19 protein-coding genes are annotated in these 23,397 nt (G+C 59.4%); 7 read left to right on the top strand and 12 right to left on the bottom strand.

All coding sequences use genetic code 11. The features are described 5' to 3' along the window. Positions 1-44: 44 nt before the first annotated feature. From ACFSR7_RS00825 to ACFSR7_RS00795, 7 genes are all read right to left on the bottom strand, one after another. A complete protein-coding gene (locus ACFSR7_RS00825) occupies positions 45-806 on the bottom strand; it encodes an SDR family NAD(P)-dependent oxidoreductase (protein WP_378158458.1) in 762 nt (253 codons plus the stop codon). Continuing rightward, a complete protein-coding gene (ilvD, locus tag ACFSR7_RS00820; RefSeq protein WP_378158457.1) occupies positions 797-2,554 on the bottom strand; it encodes a dihydroxy-acid dehydratase in 1,758 nt (585 codons plus the stop codon). Before ilvD ends, ACFSR7_RS00825 begins: the two co-directional genes overlap by 10 nt. 67 nt (positions 2,555-2,621) lie before the next feature. Continuing rightward, the gene (locus ACFSR7_RS00815; RefSeq protein ID WP_378158456.1) at positions 2,622-4,112 is read right to left on the bottom strand and encodes a M81 family metallopeptidase; all 1,491 of its coding nucleotides are present in this window, start codon (positions 4,110-4,112) and stop codon (positions 2,622-2,624) included. Positions 4,113-4,160: 48 nt separating this feature from the next. Further along, entirely contained in the window at positions 4,161-6,140 is a 1,980-nt protein-coding gene (locus ACFSR7_RS00810; RefSeq protein ID WP_378158454.1) for a glycoside hydrolase family protein, read from the bottom strand. Between the two features lies 1 nt (position 6,141). After that, on the bottom strand, positions 6,142-6,969 hold the full coding sequence (locus tag ACFSR7_RS00805; protein ID WP_378158453.1) for a carbohydrate ABC transporter permease: 828 nt from the start codon (positions 6,967-6,969) through the stop codon (positions 6,142-6,144). After that, complete coding sequence (locus ACFSR7_RS00800; RefSeq protein ID WP_378158452.1) at positions 6,969-7,853, bottom strand: carbohydrate ABC transporter permease; 885 nt, start codon at positions 7,851-7,853, stop codon at positions 6,969-6,971. Before ACFSR7_RS00800 ends, ACFSR7_RS00805 begins: the two co-directional genes overlap by 1 nt. An 84-nt stretch (positions 7,854-7,937) precedes the next feature. Next, a complete protein-coding gene (locus tag ACFSR7_RS00795; protein WP_378158451.1) occupies positions 7,938-9,278 on the bottom strand; it encodes an ABC transporter substrate-binding protein in 1,341 nt (446 codons plus the stop codon). Between the two features lie 174 nt (positions 9,279-9,452). Here ACFSR7_RS00795 and ACFSR7_RS00790 point away from each other — a divergent pair, with 174 nt between their 5' ends. Both ACFSR7_RS00790 and ACFSR7_RS00785 read left to right on the top strand, forming a co-directional pair. Continuing rightward, positions 9,453-11,219 (top strand): sensor histidine kinase, encoded by a 1,767-nt coding sequence (locus ACFSR7_RS00790; RefSeq protein WP_378158450.1) that lies wholly within the window; start codon positions 9,453-9,455, stop codon positions 11,217-11,219. 11 nt (positions 11,220-11,230) lie between these two features. Continuing rightward, complete coding sequence (locus tag ACFSR7_RS00785) at positions 11,231-12,781, top strand: response regulator (protein ID WP_378158449.1); 1,551 nt, start codon at positions 11,231-11,233, stop codon at positions 12,779-12,781. A 136-nt stretch (positions 12,782-12,917) separates the two neighbouring features. Here the strand turns inward: ACFSR7_RS00785 and ACFSR7_RS00780 are convergent, their stop codons facing one another. From ACFSR7_RS00780 to ACFSR7_RS00770, 3 genes are all read right to left on the bottom strand, one after another. Next, the gene (locus ACFSR7_RS00780) at positions 12,918-13,400 is read right to left on the bottom strand and encodes a PsbP-related protein (protein ID WP_378158448.1); all 483 of its coding nucleotides are present in this window, start codon (positions 13,398-13,400) and stop codon (positions 12,918-12,920) included. Between the two features lie 219 nt (positions 13,401-13,619). After that, complete coding sequence (locus tag ACFSR7_RS00775) at positions 13,620-14,750, bottom strand: stalk domain-containing protein (protein ID WP_378158447.1); 1,131 nt, start codon at positions 14,748-14,750, stop codon at positions 13,620-13,622. A 245-nt stretch (positions 14,751-14,995) separates the two neighbouring features. Then, positions 14,996-16,765 (bottom strand): DUF4091 domain-containing protein, encoded by a 1,770-nt coding sequence (locus ACFSR7_RS00770; RefSeq protein WP_378158446.1) that lies wholly within the window; start codon positions 16,763-16,765, stop codon positions 14,996-14,998. 159 nt (positions 16,766-16,924) lie between these two features. Here ACFSR7_RS00770 and ACFSR7_RS00765 point away from each other — a divergent pair, with 159 nt between their 5' ends. Both ACFSR7_RS00765 and ACFSR7_RS00760 read left to right on the top strand, forming a co-directional pair. Continuing rightward, a complete protein-coding gene (locus ACFSR7_RS00765; RefSeq protein ID WP_378158445.1) occupies positions 16,925-17,785 on the top strand; it encodes an AraC family transcriptional regulator in 861 nt (286 codons plus the stop codon). Continuing rightward, positions 17,775-18,614 (top strand): helix-turn-helix domain-containing protein, encoded by an 840-nt coding sequence (locus ACFSR7_RS00760; RefSeq protein WP_378158443.1) that lies wholly within the window; start codon positions 17,775-17,777, stop codon positions 18,612-18,614. Before ACFSR7_RS00765 ends, ACFSR7_RS00760 begins: the two co-directional genes overlap by 11 nt. A gap of 62 nt (positions 18,615-18,676) precedes the next feature. Here ACFSR7_RS00760 and ACFSR7_RS00755 read toward each other — a convergent pair whose 3' ends face one another. Then, on the bottom strand, positions 18,677-18,946 hold the full coding sequence (locus tag ACFSR7_RS00755) for a YolD-like family protein (RefSeq protein WP_378158442.1): 270 nt from the start codon (positions 18,944-18,946) through the stop codon (positions 18,677-18,679). A gap of 139 nt (positions 18,947-19,085) precedes the next feature. Between ACFSR7_RS00755 and ACFSR7_RS00750 the strand changes: the two genes are divergently transcribed. The 3 genes from ACFSR7_RS00750 to ACFSR7_RS00740 all read left to right on the top strand — a co-directional run bounded on the left by ACFSR7_RS00750 (position 19,086) and on the right by ACFSR7_RS00740 (position 21,706). Beyond that, positions 19,086-19,817 carry an IclR family transcriptional regulator gene (locus ACFSR7_RS00750; RefSeq protein WP_378158441.1) on the top strand — a complete coding sequence of 244 codons (732 nt, stop codon included), beginning with the start codon at positions 19,086-19,088 and terminating at the stop codon, positions 19,815-19,817. 187 nt (positions 19,818-20,004) lie between these two features. Next, positions 20,005-20,778, top strand: a complete 774-nt coding sequence (locus ACFSR7_RS00745; RefSeq protein ID WP_378158439.1) for an SDR family NAD(P)-dependent oxidoreductase — start codon at positions 20,005-20,007, stop codon at positions 20,776-20,778. Between the two features lie 34 nt (positions 20,779-20,812). Continuing rightward, positions 20,813-21,706, top strand: a complete 894-nt coding sequence (locus tag ACFSR7_RS00740) for a fumarylacetoacetate hydrolase family protein (RefSeq protein ID WP_378158438.1) — start codon at positions 20,813-20,815, stop codon at positions 21,704-21,706. 694 nt (positions 21,707-22,400) lie between these two features. Here ACFSR7_RS00740 and ACFSR7_RS00735 read toward each other — a convergent pair. Further along, positions 22,401-23,363 (bottom strand): C-terminal binding protein, encoded by a 963-nt coding sequence (locus ACFSR7_RS00735; protein WP_378158437.1) that lies wholly within the window; start codon positions 23,361-23,363, stop codon positions 22,401-22,403. Positions 23,364-23,397 lie beyond the last annotated feature (34 nt).

The following is a 23,397-nucleotide window of genomic DNA, read 5'->3' as shown; positions in this document are numbered from 1 at the left end:
TCGAGCCGGACGTGCGGGCGGGCGCGCCGGTCCGACGCTCCGCTTCAAAGCATGATCCAGCCGCCGTCGACGTTCAGCGTCTGCCCGGTAACGAAGTCGCTGTCGGGGGAAGCGAGAAAGACGAACGCCCCCTCCAGGTCGGCCGGCGTCTCGCGCCGGGCGAAGCTTTGCCATTCCGCCAGCTTGCGCTCGGCCTCCTTCAGCTCTTCGGTACCGACCTTCGCCAGCTCCGTCTCCGTCAGCACGGCGCCGGGCGTCAGACAATTGACCGTAATGCCGTCGCCCGCCACCTCCCGGGCCAACGCGCGGGTGAAGCCGACGACCGCTCCCTTGGAAGCGACGTAATGGACGAAATTCGCCTGTCCGGTGAAGAAGGTGACCGACGAGACGTTGACGATCTTGCCGTAGCGCTGCGCCTGCATGTAAGGATGTACCGCCTTGGCGCACAGAAACTGGGAGCGGACGTTGACGCCCATCACATGATCCCAGTCGTCCGCCGTAATCTCGGTCCACCGCTTGCGGGGATCGATGCCCGCGTTGTTGACGAGAATGTGGACCGTGCCGCAGCGGTCCGCGATCTCGCGCACCATTCGGCGAACCTCGTCCTCCCTGGACACGTCGGCTTGAACGAAAAACGCCTCGCCGCCGCTTCCGTTAATCTCGTCGACGACCGCTTCGGCCAGCTCCGGACGGGCGCGGTCGACGATCGCGACGACGGCCCCCTCCGCGGCGTAGCGTCTGGCGACGGCTGCGCCGATCGATTGGGCCGCGCCGGTGACGATGGCCGTTTTGCCGCTCAACCGCATCTGGGCGTACCTCCTTCGGAAGACGATCCGCCCTCCAGCGCGGGCCGCGCCAGCGCCGTATATTGGCGCAGAACGCCTTTGTGGGCGAAGGCCGGCGGCTGCCATTGCGCCAGTCTGTCCCGCATCACCTCCTTCATGATGTCGGCTCCGCGCTCGATTCCGTCCTCTCCCACAACGTCGATGCGCCGGTTCGGGATATCGATGAGGATCAGATCGCCGCTCTTCACGGCGGCGATGGGGCCACCGTCCAGTGCCTCAGGCCCCAGATAGCCGACGCACGGTCCGCGCGTCGCACCCGAGAACCGCCCGTCGGTCACGAGCGACGTCGTGCGCGACAGTACGGGATCGGATGCGATCAGCTCGGAGATGAAGAACATCTCCGGCATGCCGACCGCCTTCGGCCCCTGGTAGCGGATGACGATGACGTCTCCGGGCCGGATCGTTTTGGCCACCAGGGCGTCCACCGCCTCCCGCTCGTTGTCGAACACGACGGCCGGACCTTGATGCCGCTGCATGTCCGCGGCGACGGCGAACTTTTTGATCGTCGCGCCCGCGGGAGCGAGGTTGCCCTTAAGTACGGCGAGAGAGCCTTCGCTCTTGAGCGGCTTTTTCAGCGGATAGATGACGTCCCGGCGGTTCAGCTTGTAATTGGCCAGGAACATCTCCGCGTAGCGGGGCATCTCGCTCTTGCGGAATTCGTCCAGGTTCTCCCCGACGGTGCGGCCGGTGACGGTCAGCGCGTCCGTATGGAGCAGTTCCCTGATTTCCTCCATGACAAAAGGGACGCCGCCCGCATACCAGAACAGCTCTGTCGGATAATGACCGGCGGTTTTAGTATCGACCAGGACGGGCACCCGGCCGTGAATCTCGTCGAACCGGTCCGCCGACAGCTCGATGCCCGTCTCCCGGGCAATCGCGATCAGATGCATGACCGCGTTCAGCGAGCCGCCGATGGCGGAATGCACCATGATGGCATTCTCGAACGACTGGCGGGTCAAAATGTCCGAAGGCTTGATGCCGGCGCGGGCGAGCCGCATCACCTGCTGGCCCGCTTCGCGGGCGGACCGGCGAATCTCGGCGTTCGTCGCCGGAATAAGCGCCGACCATGGCAGCGCCAGGCCCAGCGCTTCGGCCATCGCCTGCATCGTCGCCGCCGTCCCCATATACTGGCAGGCGCCGCAGGTCGGACAGCAGGCGCGCTGGAAGGCGAGGAATTCCTCCTTCGTCATTTTGCCGCTCTCCGTTTCGACGCTCATATGCCACAGCTCTTCGTTGGAGCGCATGCAGGGCCCCGCGCCCATCGCTCCCCCCGGAATATGGATCGCCGGTATATCCAGCCGGGCGATCGCCATCAGATGCGCCGGCACCGCCTTGTCGCCGGCCGACGAGAGCACCATCGCGTCGAACGGCGTCGCCATGGCGTGGATCTCCACCATCGAAGCGATCATATCCCGCGACGGCAGCGAATAATGCATGCCGTTGTGGGCCTGCGCCACGCCGTCGCATATGTCCGTCGTCGTATAGACGGCCGGCTTGCCTCCGAGCTGGTAGACGCCCTTCTCCGCCTCGGCGACGAGCTCGCCGAGATGATAAGAGCTCGGGTGGCTCGAGCCCATCGTGCTCTCCACAAGCACCTGGATTTTATCCAGATCCTCGACGCTCCAGTCCATCGACATGCGCAGCGCGTCGCCCTCGAAGCTGATCTTGCGCACTTTCTGGCTGGCGTAGAGTGTCTCTTCGTTCGTCATCGCGCCCATCCTCCATTCGTCCGGCGCGGCGCTCGCGTCCTGCGCGCCGCCGCTCGTTCGCTTTTGTTCATCGTGATTGCCTCCAGTCGAAATGGTCGTCGAACGGGTACATCGGCCGGTCGATATTGACGAAGTTCAGCGACTGGATATTGGCCGTGCTCGCCCCCGGCGTGTCCAGAATGTAGATGCGGGACGACAGCTTCTCGTATTCGGAGCGGAACTGGTTGGCGGACTTCACCAGCACGATGTCCGCCTCCGCCGGCTCCAGGCCGACGCTGCGGTACATGGCGGGATCGCCTGTGAAGACGGCGTTCTCCATCACGAGCAGCGACAGACCGCCGATCGCCAGCACGGCGCAGCGTCCCATATCCGCCTCCAAATTTTTGATGAAGCCGCCGCCGAAGCGGAACTTGCCGCTGCCGACGGCTGCGACCTCGGCTTCGATCTCCAGCGGCCGCCCCATCTCGGTCGATATCGAATGGCCGACGGCCAGCTTGACCCGGCTGCCGCTTCCCGCAGCCGACGCCTTGCGCGCCGCCTCGGCGTCGACGATGGACAGCAGCGCCGTCCGGCGATGCTGCACGTTCAGCCGCAGCAGCTCGCGCAGCACGTAATTGCTGTCGCCCGGCGAGCCCGCTCCGGGGCTGTCCGCGGAATCGGAGAGAACGACCGGCCTCCCGGAGTCCTCGCCGTCCAGCAGGCCGACGATCGCCTCCACCGTATGCAGCTCCACGTCGAACGCCGCCCTGCGCGCCCACATCATCGCCGCCAGCCGGTCCGCTTCAGCCTCCGCCCGGGCCCGGTCCGCTCCGACGACAACGACGGAGCAGCCCATCTCCTTCACGTCCAGCCAGGGCTGCACCGCGAACAGCGACGTGGCGATCGAAGCGCCGGCCCTCTCCCCGGCTTCCGCCTCCAGCCATAATTCCCGCATAGGCCCCCGGTACGTCTGCTGGTTTTCCGCAGGCACGATCATCGGCACTTTGCGGAAGGCGACCACCGGGCGGCGGGAATCCCCGATCCTATCGAACAGCAGGCAGGCTGCCCGATGGCCCGTTTCCATATAATCCACATGGGGGAACGTCCGGTAGCCGACGATTCCGTCCGCGAGAGCGGCTATCCGCCGGGTCACGTTCGCATGCGAATCCAGCGTGACGACGATCTTTATGCCCGGTCCGACAATCGCGCGGACGTCCTCCAACACCTCACCTGCGGCGTCGTCTTCGTCGTCGGCGCACCAGGCGCCATGCAGCGCCAGCAGCACGCCGTCCGCCTGACGCAGCCGCCCGATGCGGCTCAGCAGCATCCGCTTCAGCTCGTCGAACGGCGTCCGTCCGATTCTTCCGGCGGAGACCGCGCCCGCATACAGCGTCGGCAGAAGCTCCACTCCCCGTTCCTTGGCCGCCAGATAGAAGCCGCTCAGCTCGTTGCGCGCCGTCCCTCCGCTCGCCAGCTCCTCGTCCGCCGCCATATAATAGCGCCGGAAATCGTCCACGGTGACGGACGCCGTACTGAACGTGTTGCTCTCCTGCACCAATCCGCCGACAATGACTCTCATGCCCGCAGCAGCTCCCTTCTTTTATGTGCTCCGTCGATCTGACCTCGTCTACATATGCTCCTCCGCGTCCGATCCGGCCGCTGTGAAGTCGAACGAATCGCAGACCATCGCCCCGCCGCCGGCGAGCTCGACGGTGACGGCGCGATAGCCGCTAGCGAGCTCGCCGCTGTCGAAGACGACGCGGGAAGGCCCGGCGATCCCGGCAGCCAGATCGATCGTCGCGAGCAGCGTTCCGTCCAGGTATACGCGAATTTGCCCGAGCGAGCGGTCTGTCGGACTCCACAGCCTGAACCGTCCACCGTGATAATTCCATTTGACCCGGCTGCCCGCGCGGTCGGTCCGATACCCGAAGCCGAAGCGCAGCCGCTCGTCCGTCACCCGAGTCCAGCCTTCCGGCTCTGCGGCGCTGCCGTCTCTGGCGGGCGCATGACCCGCGCCGATCATTCCTTCCGTCGCCAGACATGCCACCGTCAAGGGGGCGCCCGCGCGGTCGAGCGCAAAGCGGTCGACCCGCATCGCGCTTCCCTCCCCCGCCAGCAGCCCGACCGCGCCGCGGCGGATCGCGATGCGCCCGGACCAGACGTTAACGCCGTTTATCGTCAGGCTCGTGCCTTCGGCCGCATAATGGAGCCGAATCTCGTCCGCCGTTGCCGACACGTTCTTCGCTGCCGGCGCGTTCGCCCCTTCCCCCGCCGTCGGATAGACACCCGCGGCCAGCTGTGCGACGCCTCCCGAATCGTCGTGATCGGTCAGGCTCCAGCAGCCGTCCGACCATTGCAGCCGCAGCATATCGCGGTACATCAGCAGATGCAGCGCGGCTCCCGCCGTGGTGATGTCGGGACCGATCGGCGCCCGGCACGCCCAGCAGACGCTATTTTTCCCGGCGGAGCCGACCCTCGCCTCAAGCGCGAATTCGCCGAATTCAGCCGTCAGAAAGCTGAAGGCGTCGCCGTTCGGCGCGGACAGCCGGAACGTCTCGCCCCGGTCGATGTCCGCCCAGACGCATTCGGCGAAGTTGATCGTCCCTATATCCTCCTCCGGCGCCGTCTTGGCGGGATAGATAACCCGGAATCGTCCGTCCGCCTCCGGCAGACCGGCCAGCGTCTGGCCCCATATGCCCTGCTTCTCGTGAGCCAGATCCTCCGCATGCCACAGCGAGCCGTACTTCATCAGCCGCCAGGCCTCGGGAAGATGGGCCCGCTCCCGCTCCGCGCGGTACAGCGCCTGAAAGCCGCGGTTTAGCGCCAGCGAAGTGAACGGCGCGTACACATGCCGCTCGTCCTCAAATGCGGGGAAGAACTCCATAATCGGCGGGTGGAATACTTGACTTTGCGGATGCAAAAGGAGCACCGGCGCCGAGTACGGCCCTTCCGGCCGTTCCGCCGTTATCGCCGCGAGCGCCCAAGTGCCGCCCCAGTTCTGCGGCGTGCTGGCCATCGCCACGATCAGCCAATCCCGCTCCCGCCGGATGAGCGACGAGGCGTACAATCGCTTGTATCGGCCGAGCAGCGGTGGCTGGTCCGATTCCCGGTGAACCGGTGCCGCCGCGATGACGAACGGCCCCTCGGGCGTCGGGGCGACGGCGTAGCCGATGCCGCCGTCGGCATTGCCGGGCGACGCCCAGCCGAACACGGCATGGTAGCGCCCGCCGTCCCAGACGACGCACAGGTCGGCTGCGCCGCCGCGCCGGCCGTCCCGCGAGTCGCAGCCGTCCGGCGTTCCCTCCAGCACGGGGCCGACCGGCTGCCAGGATGCGCCGTCGTCCGACGAGCGCATGGCGACGACATGCAGGCTGTCGCCGGAAGTCTCCGGCGGCCAGTAGCCTTTGTAATAAAGCGATATATACACATAAAGCAGACCGGACACAGGGTCCCGGAACAGCGTCCCGTTCACCGGCCACTCGAACGGAGCCGTCCCCTTGTAGACCGGGTTCGCCGGGGACCGCACGAACGTGTCGAAGGACGGATCGCCGATGACGGGATGCCTGAACCAGTCGTCCTTGCGGATATTGCGCGCATAATCGATCATGCTATGCCTTTACCGAACCGGCCGTCAGGCCGGACACCATGTACCGCTGGCCGAAGACGAAAAAGATCAGGCTCGGCAGCGTGGCGATCAGAATGTCAGCGAACAGCAGGTCCCACTGCTGCTTGTATTTGCCGAAGAAGATGAAGACGGTCATCGGCAGGGGCCATTTGTCTCCCCCCGAGAAGTACAGGTACGTCGACACGTCGTTCCAGACACCGATGAAGTTGAGGACGACGACCGTCACGGACACCGGGGCAAGCAGCGGCAAAATGATCGAGACGAACATCTGGTAAGGCTTGCTGCCGTCTATGATAGCCGCCTCGTCGATTTCTCTCGGTATTGTTTTCAGAAAACCGATATACAGAAAGACGCTCAGGGGCAGCGTATAGGTCGTAAAAATGGCGATCAGACCGAGATACGTGTTGTTGAGATCGAGAATGAGCATGGCGAAATAAGTCGGTATGATCGCGGTCGGAATAATGATGCCGGACAAAAAATACAGGCTGGCGAACCGGGCGAACCGCGTTCCTTTTCTCGCGATATAATAGGCGGCGGCGGCCGAGAACAGCCCTCCGATGAGCACGACCGTGATGCCGATGAACAGCCCGTTGTAGATGCCCGACAGCGCGTTGGACTTCTCGAACACCTTCGCATAGTTGTCGAAATGCAGCTGCTTCGGCCAGTTGTAGCCGAGCCGGTTGGCGTGGATCGTATCCTTCAGCGAGTTGACGACGACGATCCAGACGGGCAGCAGATAGACCGCCACGACGCCCAGCATGATCAGTTCCGCGAAAAGCTTCCACAGTTTTGCGAGTCTCGAAATCTGCATTAATATTCGACCTCCAGCTTGCGGAACAAGCCAAGCGTGATGAAGCTGACGACGCTGATGACGACCGTGAATAGCAGTCCGGCCGCGGCGGAATAGCCGTACAAGCCCGTCGAGAACGATTTGAAGATGAAGGTGCCGTACACCTGCGTCGCGTCGTTGGGCCCCCCGTTCGTCAGCCCGAATACCTGGCCGAACACTTTGGCGCCCCCGATCAGGCACAGAATGAAATTGATGGTGATGGCCGGCATCGTCAAGGGCAGCGTAATGTTGAAAAATCTTCGAAAGCTGCCCGCCCCGTCGACGGTTGCGGCCTCGTAATATTCGTGCGGCACCGACTGCAGCCCCGTCAGGAAAATGACGACCGTAATGCCGATGCTGGCCCAGACGTCCATGGCGCAGATCGACAGCATGGCAAAACGCAGATCCGTCAGCCACTCCCGGGCGAGGAAGCCGAGGCCGACACTGCGCAGAAAGACGTTGATCGGCCCGAACTCCGGCTGGTACAGCGCGCTGAACACGAAGGCGATGACCAGCGGGTTGAATACGATCGGCGAGAAGATGATCGTCCGGTACAGATGCTTGAGCTTGATCTGATTGTTGAGAAGGATGGCCAGCAGGAAGCCGACGACGATCTTGACGCTGGTGGTCAATACGGTGAAGATCAGCGTATTCTTGATCGAAATGGAGAAGATCGACGACTGGAACAGATCGACGAAATTGGTCCAGCCGTTGAAGGCCGGCTTCAGCGGGTAGTAGGAGGACCAATCGGTAAACGCCATCGCAAACCCTGATAGATTGGGGATGATGAAAAACAGGCTGAACAAGAGAAACGCCGGCAGGACGAACAATATCGTATACTGCTTCGATACGCCTTTTGAAAGCATGGCCTTACCGCCTTCCGTAATCGGCGCGGGCGCGCCGTTCGCCGCGCCCGCGCAATCGCAAATTTTGTAGAGGCGCTCCGGCCGTTACCAGCCCGGCGTCTTGATCGTGCGGTTCAACTGGGCGTAATCCTTGTACCAGTCGTCGAACGCCTTGTCGATCGGCTTGTCGGCGAAGATGTCCCGGAACGGCTTGCCGCTATCCGAGAAATTGAAGGTCGGGAAATGCTGGCGGAACACGTCCAGCGTGATCGGAATTTGGTTGGCGGCCGTCAGCTGCTGCATTTCCTGCTGGAACGGATTCTGGTCGGTCGCGTAGCCTTCATACGGGCTCGCGCCCTGGTCGGGAGCGACCATGATTTTGAAGTTGTCCGGCTCCATAAGGAAGTTGACCAGTTCTTTGGCCTCTTCCTTATGCTTGCTGTTGCTCGGCACGCCGAAGGCGCGGCCCGACAGGTTGACGACGCCGCTGATATAATCGTCGCCGAGCGTGATCGGCATCATGCCGAGATCCTTAACCTTCTCGGGATCCGTCTTGGCGAGATCGGCGTACAGCCAGTCGCCCAGCACCGTCATGCCGTATTTGCCATCCAGCAGCCCCTGATAGCCGTCGGGAATCTGCACGGTCATATGATTGTCGTTAACATACGGCTTGAGTGCCAGCATCCGGTTGGCGAATTCGACCAGCGCCTTGACGTCGTTCGGCTTCTCCTCGTTTTTGACGATCTTCTCCACGTCTTCGTCGGGGAACGTATAGACGCCGCCGACGGCTTGCAGCATCTGGTACGTCCAGCCCTCCTTGCCGGGAATGAACAGCGGCGTTGCGCCCGTCTGCTTGATTTTCTCCATGCCCGCCGTCAGTTCCGCGTAATTCATCATCGGCACCTTGACGCCGGCTTTCTCAAACACCTTTTTGTTGTAAATGGCGCCGAAGTAGCCGAGCGGCGTGGCGTACGCTTCGTACACTTGACCGTCCTTGGCGGCGAACTGCTTGACGCTGTCGATCATCTTGTCCGCCCACGGGCCGGAAAGCGGTTCCAGGAAAGTGAAAGGAACGTAGCCGTCGCCCACGTTGGCCTGGAACAGATCGGGGGCGTCGTCCGTCGACATTTTCGTCTTGAGGATGTTGATAAATTGATCGTCCGGATAGACGTCGAGCCTGACCTTGTTGCCCGTCGCCTTCTCGTAGGCGGCCAGCGCGTTCTTCAGGCCGACCGATTCGCCCCAGCTGTTGAAGGTGGAGAGCACCAGCTCGACCGGCTTCTTGGCAGGCGCCGGGCTGGCTGACGCGCCGGCATTGGACGCTTGCGAACCGGCGACGCCGGCGTTGTCGTCCGCTTTATTGCCGTTTCCGCAGGCCGCCAGGATACCCATCAGGATGACGAACGCCAAGATAGCCGTCGTCGATTTGAGTCTGGAATGTCGCATTCTTCGAACGCCTCCGATAATCGTATTGTGTGCCGCCAGCTCGTTGCCCCCTTATGATAGCAAACGGCCAGAGCCGTCCGATATGGAAGATCGTTCGGGCGGTCTGGATTTTTGGACAGACATCCGGAGAGCAGATTCGTTTGTGCTATACTGTGGGCAAGGCGGTGATCGGCATTGAAATTGAGGAATTCCCTGCAGGCAAAAGTCTTCTTCGTCTATTCCTTGGTATTCGTTGCGATTACGATCATGGCAAGCGTTCCCGCCTATCTCTATCTGAAGAAAGGCATCGAGAAAAATGCCTTGAACAATATAAACCAGACGGTGGCGACGATCAGCGACAAGCTGGATACGAGCTGGGGCGAGTTCAACAGCATCAGCAAGCAGGCTTATCTCAGCACCGGAATCAACGGACGGACGGTCATTCAATATTTGGAGCTGCTGGCCGCCGACGGCGAATCGTACGATACGTTCGAATCGGGCAAGGCGGTGGACGATTTTCTCGGCCTCATCGCGGCGATTTACAACGATATTCACCGGATCGGCATCGTCACCGCCCAGAACGCGGTCTATCTCCGCCCTTCCGTCCGCCAGCTGGCCAACCGGCCGCCGGACGATCCCGCCGAGCTTGACGTTGTGCGCCGATCGAGCGGCCAGACGCTAATCCGCTACCAGGACAAGGACTATGCTGCCAATCCCGAGGACGTGCCCGTCTTCGTGTTCAGCCGCCTGCTCAATCCGAAGCAAAACAAAATCGGCGTTATCGAGATGCAAATTGAAGTCGCCAAGCTCATCCCGCTCGAGCAGCTGGAGACGATGCCGGGATCCCGGCTGCTCGTTACTGCGGGCGACCGCGTCATCTACGCGCGCGCGGACGACCGCAGCGGCGAGGCAACGGCCGGCGAGCCCACCTCCGCTGCGGACGCCGCAGGGCAAAATGAATACGCCTTCAAACAGACGGCGCCGAAGTCCGGCCTGTCCGTCGTGCTGACGGTGCCGCGCGCGGTCGTATTCGCGAAGCTCGACCTGTTCCGCAACGTAGCGGCCGCCACGGTTGTCGTCCTTATCCTCTTTTCGGTCGCCGTCTTTTATTATTTGTCCCGCGTGCTCACCCAGCCGCTGGTGAAGCTGAAGAATGCGATCGATTCGATCGACCTGCAGGACGCGCAGCCGAAAATCGACAACAAATTCAGAATGAACGAGATCCAGAAAATCAACTTCTCGTTCCGCAACATGAACGACCGGCTGCAGCATTCGCTGGAAAAAATCGTCCGCTTCCGCACACTGCAGCTGCAATCCCAGTTCGAGACCCTGCAGGCGCAGATCAATCCGCATTTCCTGTTCAACATGCTCGGCATTATTCAAGCCTCGGCCGAAAGCGGCCAGCTGGAGCAGGTCAACATGCTGAGCCGCAATTTGTCGGAATTCATGCGTTATTCCATCTCCATGGATTCCCCGACCACGACGCTCGACAAGGAAGCCGCCTTCACCGCGCGATACCTGGAATTGATGAAGACGCGTTACATGCATCTGCTGGAATACGAATTCGATCTCGATCCCGACATGCTGTTTATTTTCGTTCCGAAGCTCATCCTTCAGCCGCTTGTGGAAAATGCCATCAAGCACGGATTCGGCGGAAACGCCCGCCCGCTTCGCATCTCCGTTGTCGGCCGGCTGGAGGGCGAATGGTGGGAGCTGCGGGTGCTCGACAACGGCGCCGGCTTCGCGGACGATGGACTGGCCGCCGTCAACGGCAAGATCGAGTCGTCGCTGGCGAGGCTGGACGCGGACTTTGAGCAGATCCGCCTCGACCTGGGCGGCATGGGTATGGTCAGCACGATCGTGCGGATGAAGCTGCAGTTCCGGCATCAGTTCCGGTATGCGATCGGCAATCGGCCGGGCGGCGGGGCGGAAATCGTGCTCCGCGGCACATTCAACGGATAGGGTGATGAAGCATGAATATCATGATCGTGGACGACGAGCCGTTCTTCATCGAACAATTCAAACGCAGAATCGAGGAGCTGGGCAAGGAGCTGCGGGTGGCGCTTAACGTTGCGGCGGAATGCTACGACGGACGGGAGGCGCTGCGGCGCATCGCCGAGCACAAGCCGGATGTCGTCTTCACCGACATTCAGATGACGGCGCTCAGCGGTATCGATCTGGCCCGGGCGATCCGCGAATTCGACGCGGAGCTGCCCGTCGTCGTCGTCAGCGCCTATCCTACGTTCGATTATGTGCGGGAGGCGATCCGATTCAACGTCGTCGACTATTTGCTCAAGCCGGTCGATCTGCATTCGCTGCGCAGCCTGATCGAGAAGCTGCTGCTGCGCACGCGCAACAAGTCGTATCGGGCGCAGCGGGCCGCCCTGCTCGCGCTGCTCGGATCTCCTCATGCTTCCGAGGACGCAGACTCCGCCGTCCGTCCGTTGTTCGCCTTTCCGCTGTACCGCGTCTTTATGGTGCAAAATATGGCTATCATTCAGGAGCATCCCGTGCTTGTGCCGGACGACGACGAGGAGGAGGAACGGCTCCGGACGCTGCTCGCGGCGGAGCTGGGCGAGGACGATCGGTTATGGAGCATTCCGCTCGACGACGGCCGCTCCCAGCTGCTCGTGGCCGGCATGCGCGAAGACGACCGGACGAAGCTGGACCGCCTTCGCCGAGCCGTCTCCCTGCATTTCTCGAGAAACGGAGTCGCGCCTTCGGTCGGCTGCAGCGAACCGTTCGCCGATATCCGCCGATTGGGGCAGCTGGTGCCCGCGCTGCGCAACGTGCTGACCGAACGGACCGTCATCGGCAAGCCGCAATGGCTCGACGCCTCCGCGCCGGAGCGGCCCCTCGCGCCGCAATTCACCAAGGTCGAAAAGAAGCAGCTCGAGCGGTTGCTCGTTCGCGGCGACCATGCCGGAATCGCCAGTCTGATCCGTCATACGGTGCAGCTATGGGAGGCGGACGGCAGTCCGATAATCATCGTGCGGCTTCAGATCAAGGAGATCGTCGGCATTCTCGAAAACGACGAGCGCGAGACGAAAGGGTTCAAGCTTCGAAATTGGGATGCCCGGATCGAGGAGCTGCTGCAGATGTCCCGGTCGTTCGCCGAGCTGGCGGACGGCCTGATCGCCATGCTGGCGCGCAGCTTCGAATGGGAACTCGACGAGCTGAACAGCGGAGATCTGGTTCGCTTATTTGCCAAAATCGAGCTGTTCATCGCCGCCCATATCGGACAGCCGCTGTCGCTGACGCAGTTGATGAACAAGTTCCACATTTCCAAAACGCTGCTCTGCGGCTTGTTTCGGGAAAACAGCGGCAAGTCGTTCGTGGAATACGTCACCGCCATGCGCATGCGCAAAGCCCAGGAGCTGATGGTCCATTTCCCGTCCATGCGCAACAAGGAAATCGCCGAAATGGTCGGCTATGCCGACCAAAACTATTTCAGCCGCGTATTTGCGGCCACGGCGGGCATGAGCCCGAGCGAGTACCGGGCCCGCCATGCCGAGTCCGGCTGATGCCGCCCGGGTCAGCTTCGTTCCCTGCTTGCGGCTGCCCCAGCTGCTCAAGAAAGAGGACATCGATCAAAAACGCAAACGGGACAAAGCAGGGAATTGCTCTGCTTTGTCCCGTTGAACAAATTCGGCTTTGTAGTTAATAAATGACCAACGTTTCCACCATTTTGCCGACCGTCTCAACATACTTGTCAAAGGCATCGTCTTCAGCCAAATAGGTCAGAATATACGCCTTTCCGTTCTTGATCGACAGTAGCTGCTGCCAAGTCAGACTAAAATCGCCTTGCTTTCCCGTATACTTAATCACTTTGATGTCGAGACCGTCGTCCGTTGAAAAATTCTCCTCTGAAATCATCTTGAAATCCGTAATGATCTCTTGCAATTGCTGCTTCGTCAGCTCTACATATTGAGCGAGGTCCATCTTATCCTCGCCGAGATCTTGCATGGAAATGCTGACATTATCCCGGAACTTGTCGCCGTCCTCAAGCGCCGTCATAAAGCTGACGATGGCACCCGGAACATCGTGGCTTAATTCCCACTTCTCCGGATACTGAATTTCTACGCCGCTGGCTTCATCCTTAAACAATACGAAACCGGGAAGCACTTGAGCAGAGGGCTCCAATCCCGAATCGCCGGGGCTCGCACTCGGACTTGCGCTTGCGCTCGGGCTCGAAGCAGGCATCTCGGACGCGGTTGACATCGCATTATCGTTCTTGTCGTTCGCACCGGCTCCGCAGGCAGCCAATAGGAGCGCAAGGCTCAGCGGCAAAGACCATTTCAATATTGGCTTAACTCTAAGCATACTCAATGTAAATTCCTCTTTTCTAATCGTTCGTCCGGTCTAGGGCAGCTTCAATTCGATCTCGAGGCGATAATAGGCGCCGACGATATTCTCGAAGTCTGCCACCAACGACTCTTGGAAATCGTTCTTATCGAGCAACCCTACCAACAAGCTCTTGGCCGGTTCCCCATTCGGCACCAAACGGGCCGTAATCTTGTAGCGGCCGATCGGCACGCCTGCAATGCCGAAGCCGTTATCGGTAACTTTGCCGTGCTCGACGATCTTTTTGCCCGCCCCTCCCGAGATCTGTCCGACTGGCTCCAGCGTCAACTCGACATCCTCCCGTTCAGGAGGCGGGAGTGTAACGTCTGCGGGGTCCCATAAATCGGCCATATGAAACACCACAGTCCCGGTCTTTGTCAGCGCCGTAAAATTGCGTATGGCACCCAAGTTGCCGGCAAACGGGTCCTCGTTGTCCGGGGTCAAGTCAATCGGGGACGATACGCCGTTCAAATCGATCACGGCTTCTCCGCTGGCGCTCCAGGTCGCCGCCATTTTGCTTAATTCAATTCGGTACCGGCCTTTCTCATCGGTAACGCCCACTTGGTTGCTGTCGTATAGCAGCAGGTTGTCGGCGTACACCTTCGCCCCTTTAATAGGACGACCATCCGCATCGACGACGGTACCCTTCAGGACGTATGGCTCAATCGCTTTCTCGTTGCTATCTTCCGCGCTGTTACCGGACGGCTTTTTCTTATCATTAATATGAATGATTACATCGCCCGCTTTGCCCGAAACCTCGACCTCACACCCGCTGTTCTCCGAAACAAAGCGAAGCGGCACCATCGTACTGCCGTTTACGACTTGAGCCGGAACGTCCAACGAAACTTTTTGATCGTTGACGAGTGCGGTTTTCGCGTTGATCGTCAGTACGATATCGAGTCCCTTTTTCTTGCCGATCGCTTTATCAACGCCCTTCTCTTTCACCCACTCTACTTTAAAACCTAGCGTTTCCAACAATTTGCGGAACGGGACGAGGGTTCGGCCATCCTTCATAATTGGAGCAGCTTCTTCAAACGTAATGACCTGGCCATTATAAAACACGCTTATCTTCTTCTCTTGAGCCGCCGATGCGAACGCAGGTACCGCCATAACAAAAAGCAGCACAATCGCCAGCAGGAAGCCTGTCATCCGGAATCGATTCCTGTTCATTGCAATCGCTCCTTTCCGTAGTCCCCTCAATATGAATAAGAAGTCATTCAATCATCTCATGAAAAGGCTGCATGCATCAGGAGCAGTGTACCCAAACCCAAGATGACGCGGTCACGACTTCATGTCATCGAAGTCACAGGCGGATCGCGGCGAAAATGACGAAACGCAAAAAAGGGATCTGCCCAAGACAGTCCCCGTACAAGTGCGCACAGTTTCATTTCATTTTAAGCTTCCCTGGCTACATGTTCGCCGGTGCCCGCAAGCGCCTCCAGCACGCCGGCGATGATCTCCTCGAAATGCTCGTCGTTCAGCGAGAACAGCTCTTCCTTCCGCTTGCGCGAGTGCCTGTGCAGCTCCTTCTTGTCGCTCCACAGGAACACCTGGCGCAGACGCTGCTCGAGCTCCCGGCGGTCGCCGCCCTCGCGGACGTAACGCGCGAAAAGCTCGAAGTCGCGAATGCCCTTTTGCAGCAGCTTGTACCGCAGGGACAGCATCGGCGTTCCGTCCCGTCCCGGATAGACGAAGTTGGTATCGCCCGCCGGGAAAAACGGGTAGTGGTACGAAATCTTGTTCAGCGGATCGTTCGGCCACACCGTATAGTTCCAGCGCAGGAAGCCGTCCAGTCGGAATTGCCAGGCCAGCCACGGGAGCAGTCTGCTCTCCAGCAGATGAGAGGCGATAAACGTATTCGCGAGCAGCTGCTCGCAGGCGACGTAGAATAACGTCCGGCCTTCTTTGCCCTGCTTCAAAGCCATCAGCTCGTCATACTCGTCCGCCACGCAATCCAGGCTGGGCACATGGTCGAGCAGCCCCTCTTCCTTGATGAACTCCGCATGGTTAATCGCGACTTTGTACCGGAACGATGGCGCCATCGCCCGGAGCTCGTTCAGGCGGCCGCGGAACCGTTCGAGATCCGCCGGCTCGTCCGCCAGAATTCTCACTTTGCCGATCCAGCCTCGATCGATAAAATTTTTCTCCAGCGCAGACACGTAATGCGCGAGCTCGCCTTTGTTTTTAATGTATCTGTACGTACCGCTGCGCTCGTCGTAATATCGGACGCGGACGGCGTCGTCCAGGTCCGGAATAACCCGGCCGTAGCCTGCTTCTTCGATGACCCAAATATTGAGCAGCCCGAACACTTCGATCTCGCTGTCGATGCCGTGCTTCATGCACAACTCCACGTACCGGTTCAGCGCCCCGAAATCGTAGGCCCACTCCCCGTCCGCGCGCCGCGCGACTTTTACGATGCTGTACTCGAACATATTCGCCGGATCGACCCTGTCGAACGCGGAGCCTTGTCCCGACCAGGGGACCTCGGAGACGACCACGGTAGCCGCTTTTTGGCCGAGCTCCGCCAGCGAGGCGACGTAACCCTCCATAATCGCGAAGTGCCTGTCGCTCCACAGCTCGACATCGTATTTGCGCGCAATGTTGGCATTGTGCTGCCAGAGATCCAAATAAAACGAATAATCTGCCGGCCGGGGCAGCTCTACGTCCAGCACCCGAACCTCGAACGATAGCGTCCCTACGAGCGTCTCATCCTCGAACATCCGGTGCCGGTAGACGGAAATTTGAGGATGGTAAACGCCAGGCTTCGCGTCCGCATCGAGCTCCACCTCGACCCAAATAGGCTGCACCCTTTTCTTTTCGACGTAAATGACGCCTTGCTCCAGAATCATGTCCGACTTGAGCTGCCGGTCGTCATCCTCCACCAGCCCGATCAGCTTGGCGTTGACGCGGCCTTGGGACAATCCGGGCGCTTCCACGCTTACGCGGAGGACGTCGATCGGGCCCCGCTCGTAAAAAGCGGCTTCGCCGTTCACGCCGATCAGCATCTCATCCTCCGAATAGACGAGCAGTTGCGCGGCCGCCCGGTCGTTTTTCCCGCACGTCAGCCGAATGTCCTTCGGTTCGTCGAACGGCACCGTAAACTTATGCATGACGCCGAGTACATATTTATAGCTTTCGTGTTCCAGTCCAAGCGCAATCGCCATTCGTACGGCCTCCTGCTTCAATGTGCTTACCCTCCGAGTATAAGTTTCGACCCCTGGAAGTCCTATGCCATTTATCCGTGAAAATATGGATTTTCCCCGCATTTATGATACAGTTAAGCCAAATGGCCCGCGAGGGCGTTCCGAAGGCGAGGCGAAGACGTGGAGTTCGAAAGCTTCTACCGGCTGCCCGACGACGATGATAAGGGATTCAACGATCCTGGACATTATTTGCTGATCAACTCGGTCGGCTACTACAAGTTCGAATCGTTTTTCCGAATGACGCACCGAAGGCTGGGACGTAAGGACTTTTACCTTTCCTACAATCATACGGGGCCGATGACCGCACGACTTCGGGGGCAACGGCGGATTCTCGAACCCGGCAGCTTTTTCATGATCCGTCCCTTCGAAGAGCAGTACTACGGCCACCACGGGGAACAGGAGTTTTTCGCATATTGGGTCCACTTTACGGGGTATGGCGCGGAGGAGCTCCTGCATCGGGCGGGACTGCTGGAGAGCCAATCGGTCCAAACGGGCGTTGACGACCGCATTGTCGAATTATTCAAAGCGATGATGGAGGAAGTACGGGACAAAAAGCCCGGCTACGAGCTGGCCACCTCGTCCCTGCTGTCCTATCTGTTTTCGACGATCGCAAGATACAATGCCAGAGACGGCGGCTTCGATGCGGGACAGATGCGCAACGATATCTACGAATCGATTAAATACATCCACGATCATTACGCGGAAGAGATTTATGTCGGCCGATTGGCGGAGCTCTCTCATCTTAGCGCCGACCGTTTCACCGCCTTATTCAAACGCATCACGTCCACGACGCCGCAACAGTACATCCTCCGGTTCCGGCTCCAGCGGGCCTGCGAGCTCATGAAGCGGACAAGCATGAACATCAAGCAAATCTCGGGCCTCGCGGGCTTCGAGGACCAGTTGTATTTCAGCCGGATTTTTAAAAAATATTACCGCGAGACCCCATCCCAATACCGGGCGAGGTTCCAAGATGAAGGATAATCCGCTTCGTTCCCTGCTGGCGGCAGCCGAGCTGACGGTGCTGAAGTTCGACAATCACCGCCGGCGGTCGATCAACTACCGCAATCGCGTCATTCAGGATTACTATATGATGACTTACGTCCGCAGCGGATCGGCCAAGCTCAGAGTCGAGGACCGCGTATACGACATTGCTCCGGGCACCGTCATCTTCATTCCCCCGTTCCTGGAACATGACCAGTACAAAGATACCGACGAGGAGACGGAGTTTCTCTGGTGGCACTTCACGTACCGGATCCAGAACGCGATCGACGTGCTGCCTTTCTTGCGTATCCCGTTTATTTATCCGCTGCGCGATCATCGCAGATTCGAGGATGTATTCGACGAACTGATGCGCTGCCAGCATCCGGACGACGGACATCTCCCGAAGGTGATCCTGCAAAAAGCCAAATCGCTCGAGCTGCTGTATGTGCTGCTTGACAGCGCCGTCGGCCAATCCGTCGCCGCGAATCCGGACCTGCCGCCAGCGGGCTTCCTGTCCCTGCTGCTCAAGATCGCGACCCGGCCGGAAGCTAACTTTACGCTCGCCGAACTGGCCAATGAGCTGCACATGAATCCGACTTATGTCAGCAATCAGTTCAAGCGCACGTTTGGCAAGTCCCCGATCCTGCTCCACCGGGAGATGAAGGTCGCCAAGGCCAAATCCTTGCTGGAAGCGGGCGAACGCACCATCGCCGAGATCGGCGCGGACCTCGGATTCCAGGACGCGCAGAGCTTCACCCGGCTGTTCAAGAAGTACGCGGGCATCTCGCCAAGCCAGTACAAGCGGGTATTCGAAATCAGACCTGTATAAGCGTTAACGCTCCCCGCATTAAAGTGTTTTTCCCGAAGCGCAGCAAGTCAGCCGGTATGCGTTTAATCTCTGGGGTTTTCGACGCTCATAATATCCAGAAAGGGCAGCTTGGCGATCTTTTCGAGCGTCTGGACATGTACCAATCTCGTCCGTGCGTCCAGCTTCACGATCCGGCCGCGTACCGGCTCCGGCTCGTCCCATACGGTCAGTACGACGGTGCTGTCCTCTTGCTTGGCTTCCACCAGACGCTCTCCCATTTCCTCGAGCTCGAATTCGTCGCGCGTCGGCCGCTTGGCTTTATATTTCTTTCCGGGCTTCTTCACCTCTGGCATCGATGTACCTCCTTAAGTCAATTCTTCTATTCTACCAAATAACGACGGCGTTATGGGAAAAAGGAGCTTGTGATATAATAAACCCAGTTTATTATAGAAACCTGGTGAAAAAATGGAGCGTTCGGAGCGCAAATATTGGGTGCCCGCTTTGGAAAGAGCGCATGAAGTGCTTCATTGCATCGCGGCCCGCCCTTCCCGGCTGCGAATGATGGACCTGGTGTCCGAGACGGGAATTAACAAGAGCACGATGTTTTCGCTTCTGCAGACGATGGAGTCGCTGCATTGGGTGAATCGGGAAAAAGGCGAAACCTACGCCCTTGGCCCCGTATTCGCCACGCTGGGCCGCGCTTACTTCTCCGGCATCGATCTCGTCGCGCAGTTTCAGCGCCTGGCGGCGGGCGCAGCCGAACGGGTCGGCGAGACGGTACAGCTTGGCCGCTTGGAAGGAGCTCATATTTTGTATCTGGCGAAAAGGGAAGCGCCGGCGCCTGTACGGCTCGTATCCGAGCCGGGCATGCGAATTCCCGCCTACGCGACGGCCATGGGCAAGGCGCTCTTATCGCTTATGCCGGACGAACAGATTCGCGCGTTGTTCGCGGGCGCCGCATTTGAACGGTTTACCGAAAAAACCGCCTCGAACGTGGAGGCATTGATCGGGCAGCTCGAGAGCGTCCGGGATCTCGGCTACGCCGTAGACGAGGAAGAAGTCGTGAACGGGATCGCGTGCATCGCGGCGGCGGTCAAAGACCCGGGCGGCGTGCCGTCAACGGCCGTCAGCTTCACGATGCCGATGCCTCGCTGGGAAGCCAAGAAGCCGATCGCGCTCGCGGAAGTGCAGCGGCTGGCGGAGCAGCTGTCCTCCTTGCAGTAAGGAGCCAGCGAGCTGAATCCTCTAGATCGACGGCCGAATGAACCGCCAACAAGGACTCGTTTTCAGCGCGCCAAGCGTTTGAAAGCGGGTTCTTTTTCATTGACCGACATCAAAGATGGATGTTATATTAGTTTTATATAATAAATTTAGTTTTATATAATAAACTAAAAGGGTGTGAATACCGAATATGCGGCTAAACGGCAAAGTATGTTTGATTACGGGTTCGGGTTCAGGCATCGGTAAGGGCTCCGCTTTGCGCTTCGCGCAGGAAGGCGCGACCGTCATCATTAACGATCTCGACCAGGCCAAAGGCCAGGAGACGGTTGACGAGATCAAGCGTAGCGGCGGCAGCGCCACGTTTATCCCCGGCGACGTCACGTCTCCGGCCGAGATGGAAGCGATGGCGCAAGCCGCGCTTCAAGCGTTCGGGCGCGTCGACGTCCTCTTCAACAATGCCGGCATCAGCGGCGTCGGAGCGCTGCACGAACTCGAGCTCGAGCAATGGGATAAGGTGATGCGCGTCAATATCGCCGGCGTGTTTTTGCCGAGCAAATACTTGCTGCCTAGCATGATGGCGCGCAAATCCGGCTGCATCATCAACATGTCGTCTTGCATTGCCGAGATCGGGCTTGCCCGCCGCGCCTCCTACGCCGCTTCCAAAGGCGCCGTCCTCGCCTTGACCAAGTCGATGCAGGTGGATTACGCGCCTTACGGCATCCGCGTGAACGCCTTGCTGCCGGGCACCATCTTCACGCCATTTGTCGAAAACTATTTGAAAAACGCCTACGACGATCCGGAAAAAGCGATCGAAGCCATCAAGAGCCGCCAGCTCAGCGGCGAGCTGGGCAGGCCCGAGGACGTGGCGAACGCCGCCCTGTTCCTTGCTTCGGACGAAGCCGGCTTCATGATGGGCTCGCCGCTCTACATTGACGGTGGCGTCACGTTCGGCAAAAATGCATAATAGATTTAGAGACTGCGATAAGGAGACTTGAGAGATGAGATTCGTAACGATCCGGGAAGACGATGAGCTCGCGTTAGGCGTTGTTAGAGGGGAAGAAATTATACACTTGCGCAAAGCGTTGGAAGCGGTGCCAGCGCAAGGCGTGCCGACAGAAGCGATGGACTTGATCCGCGGCGGAAAAGAAGCGGTCGCAGCGGTTGAACGTTATGTCGAACAGCTGCCGGCTGGGCCGCAAGTCTACCTGCTGCAGGAGAGCGACGCCCGCTTCGGCCCATGCGTGACGAATCCGGGCAAGATCATCTGCATCGGCCTTAACTATCGCAAGCATGCCGAAGAGTCTAACGCGCCGATCCCGGAATATCCGATCCTGTTCAACAAGTTCAGCAACACGCTGGCCGCCCATGGCGACGATATCCCGCTGCCGAACCGGGTGACGAGCGAGGTCGATTACGAAGCGGAGCTGGCGATCGTCATCGGCCGGGACGCCAAATACGTCGGCCAAGCCGAAGCGCTGGACTATGTATTCGGCTACTGCTGCGTCAACGATCTGTCGGCGAGAGATTTGCAGATGCGCACGCATCAATGGCTGCTCGGCAAATCGCTCGACAAATTCAGCCCGCTCGGCCCGTACCTCGTCACGGCCGAAGAAGTCGGCGATCCGAACGCGCTCGCCATGCGATCCATCGTGAACGGCGAAGTGCGGCAGAACTCCAACACCTCGGACATGATTTTCCCGTGCGACGAGATCGTCAGCTACGTTTCGCAGCATATGACCTTGTATCCCGGAGACGTGATTCTGACGGGCACCCCCGAAGGCGTCGTCCTCGGCCTCCCCAAAGAAGAGCGCGTGTACCTGAAGCAAGGGGATATCGTCACGATCGAGATCGAAAAGCTGGGCTCGCTCACGAACCGGATGGTCGACGAATAAGAAATCGGCTGCGCGGCGTGAGGCCCCACTTCATCGTGAGCCGCCACCGTCATCGATGCAAAGAGGCTCCAAGCAGAGCCTCTTTGCTGCTTTGCGGCATGAAACGCAGTATTCTCGCATGCACAGCTCCCTCGCCGCTCACGTGATACACAGAATAGCGCAAAATTGCGCTATTCTAACATCAATGACCTACGCCGCCCTCCTCGCCATCATGCGATCCTACAAAATAGCGCAAAATTGCGCTATTCTAACATCAATGGCCTACGCCGCCCTCCTCGCCATCATGCGATCCTACAAAATAGCGCAAAATTGCGCTATTCTAACATCAATGGCCTACGCCGCCCTCCTCGCTATCATGCGATCCTACAAAATAGCGCAAAATTGCGCTATTCTAACATCATTGGCCTACGCCGCCCTCCTCGCTATCATGCGATCCTACAAAATAGCGCAAAATTGCACTATTCTAACATCATTGGCCTACGCCGCCCTCCTCGCTATCATGCGATCCTACAAAATTGCGCTAATCTCATCCCCACAGCCTCAGCACGCTAGCTGGACTGCCCCTTCTTCGCTCAATGCGCACAGTTTGAACAAGCCGCTATCTCCGGATAGCCAAAAAGCCGCCCCGTCGGTCATCTCATGACCTATTGGACAGCTCCCATAGCGGCCTCAGCCGATGCGGCGCAACCTTCTTTTACAAGTCCTTCTTGTTCACGACATTCGGAATCGCCAGTCCTTCGAGGAAATCGATGATGCGCGTCGAGGTCAGATTCCGCAGCCGCGCTTCGGATTGCTCGGAGTACCAGGCGATATGGTTGGTGACGATCGCTCGCTGATGATGCAGCAGCGGATGATCGTCGGCAGGCGGCTCGTCCGTCAGTACGTCCAGCCCCGCAAAGGAAATATCCCCTTGGTTCAGCGCATCCAGCAAGTCGCCTTCATGAATGAGCGGTCCGCGCGAGACATTGATCAGCACGGGCTTCTTCTTCATTTTGGCGATGTTCTGCGCATTAATGATGTGCTTCGTTTCTTCCACGTACGGACAGTGCAGCGAGATCAGATCGGACTGCGCGAGCAGCTCGTCCAGCGATACAAGCTCGACGCCTTCGGGGACGTTGACCTGGCTCAAGTACGGATCGCTCACGATAATCCGGCAGCCGAAGCCCCGCATACGGGTGATGACTTGCGCGCCGATGCGTCCCATGCCGATCAAGCCCAATGTCAGCTCCGACAAGGCGAAGATCGGCTTAAGCTCGGGCATGCGCGTCCATTGGCCCCCACGAACGAGCGTCGAGGCCGGGAACAGCTTGCGGTGCGACGCGAGCAGCAGGCTGACGGCATGGACGGCCACTTCCTCGAGGCAATAGTCCGGCACGTTCATGACCGTAATCCCGCGCTTGCTCGCCGCCTGCACCGGGATGCTGTCGAGGCCGATGCCTTCCCGGGCGATCAGCTTCAAGCTGGGCATGCGCGCCAGCAGCGCTTCCGTCACTTGCTGCAGCTGGACGACCAGCACCTCGGCATCCTTCACTGTCTCCGGCAACTCCGCTGTCGCAACGCCGTCGTAAATGTCCACTTCGTAGCCGGCTTCACGCAGTATATTTTCCTCTATCGTATAATCGACGGTCGAAAAATTGACCAGAGCTATTCTATTCATTCAGCAGTCGCCGGTCCTTTCTTTTAAGCATTCT

The sequence above is a fragment of the Cohnella sp. GCM10020058 genome (assembly GCF_042683485.1).
Classification (GTDB): domain Bacteria; phylum Bacillota; class Bacilli; order Paenibacillales; family Paenibacillaceae; genus Cohnella.
This window is presented reverse-complemented; position numbering and strand designations above follow the sequence as displayed.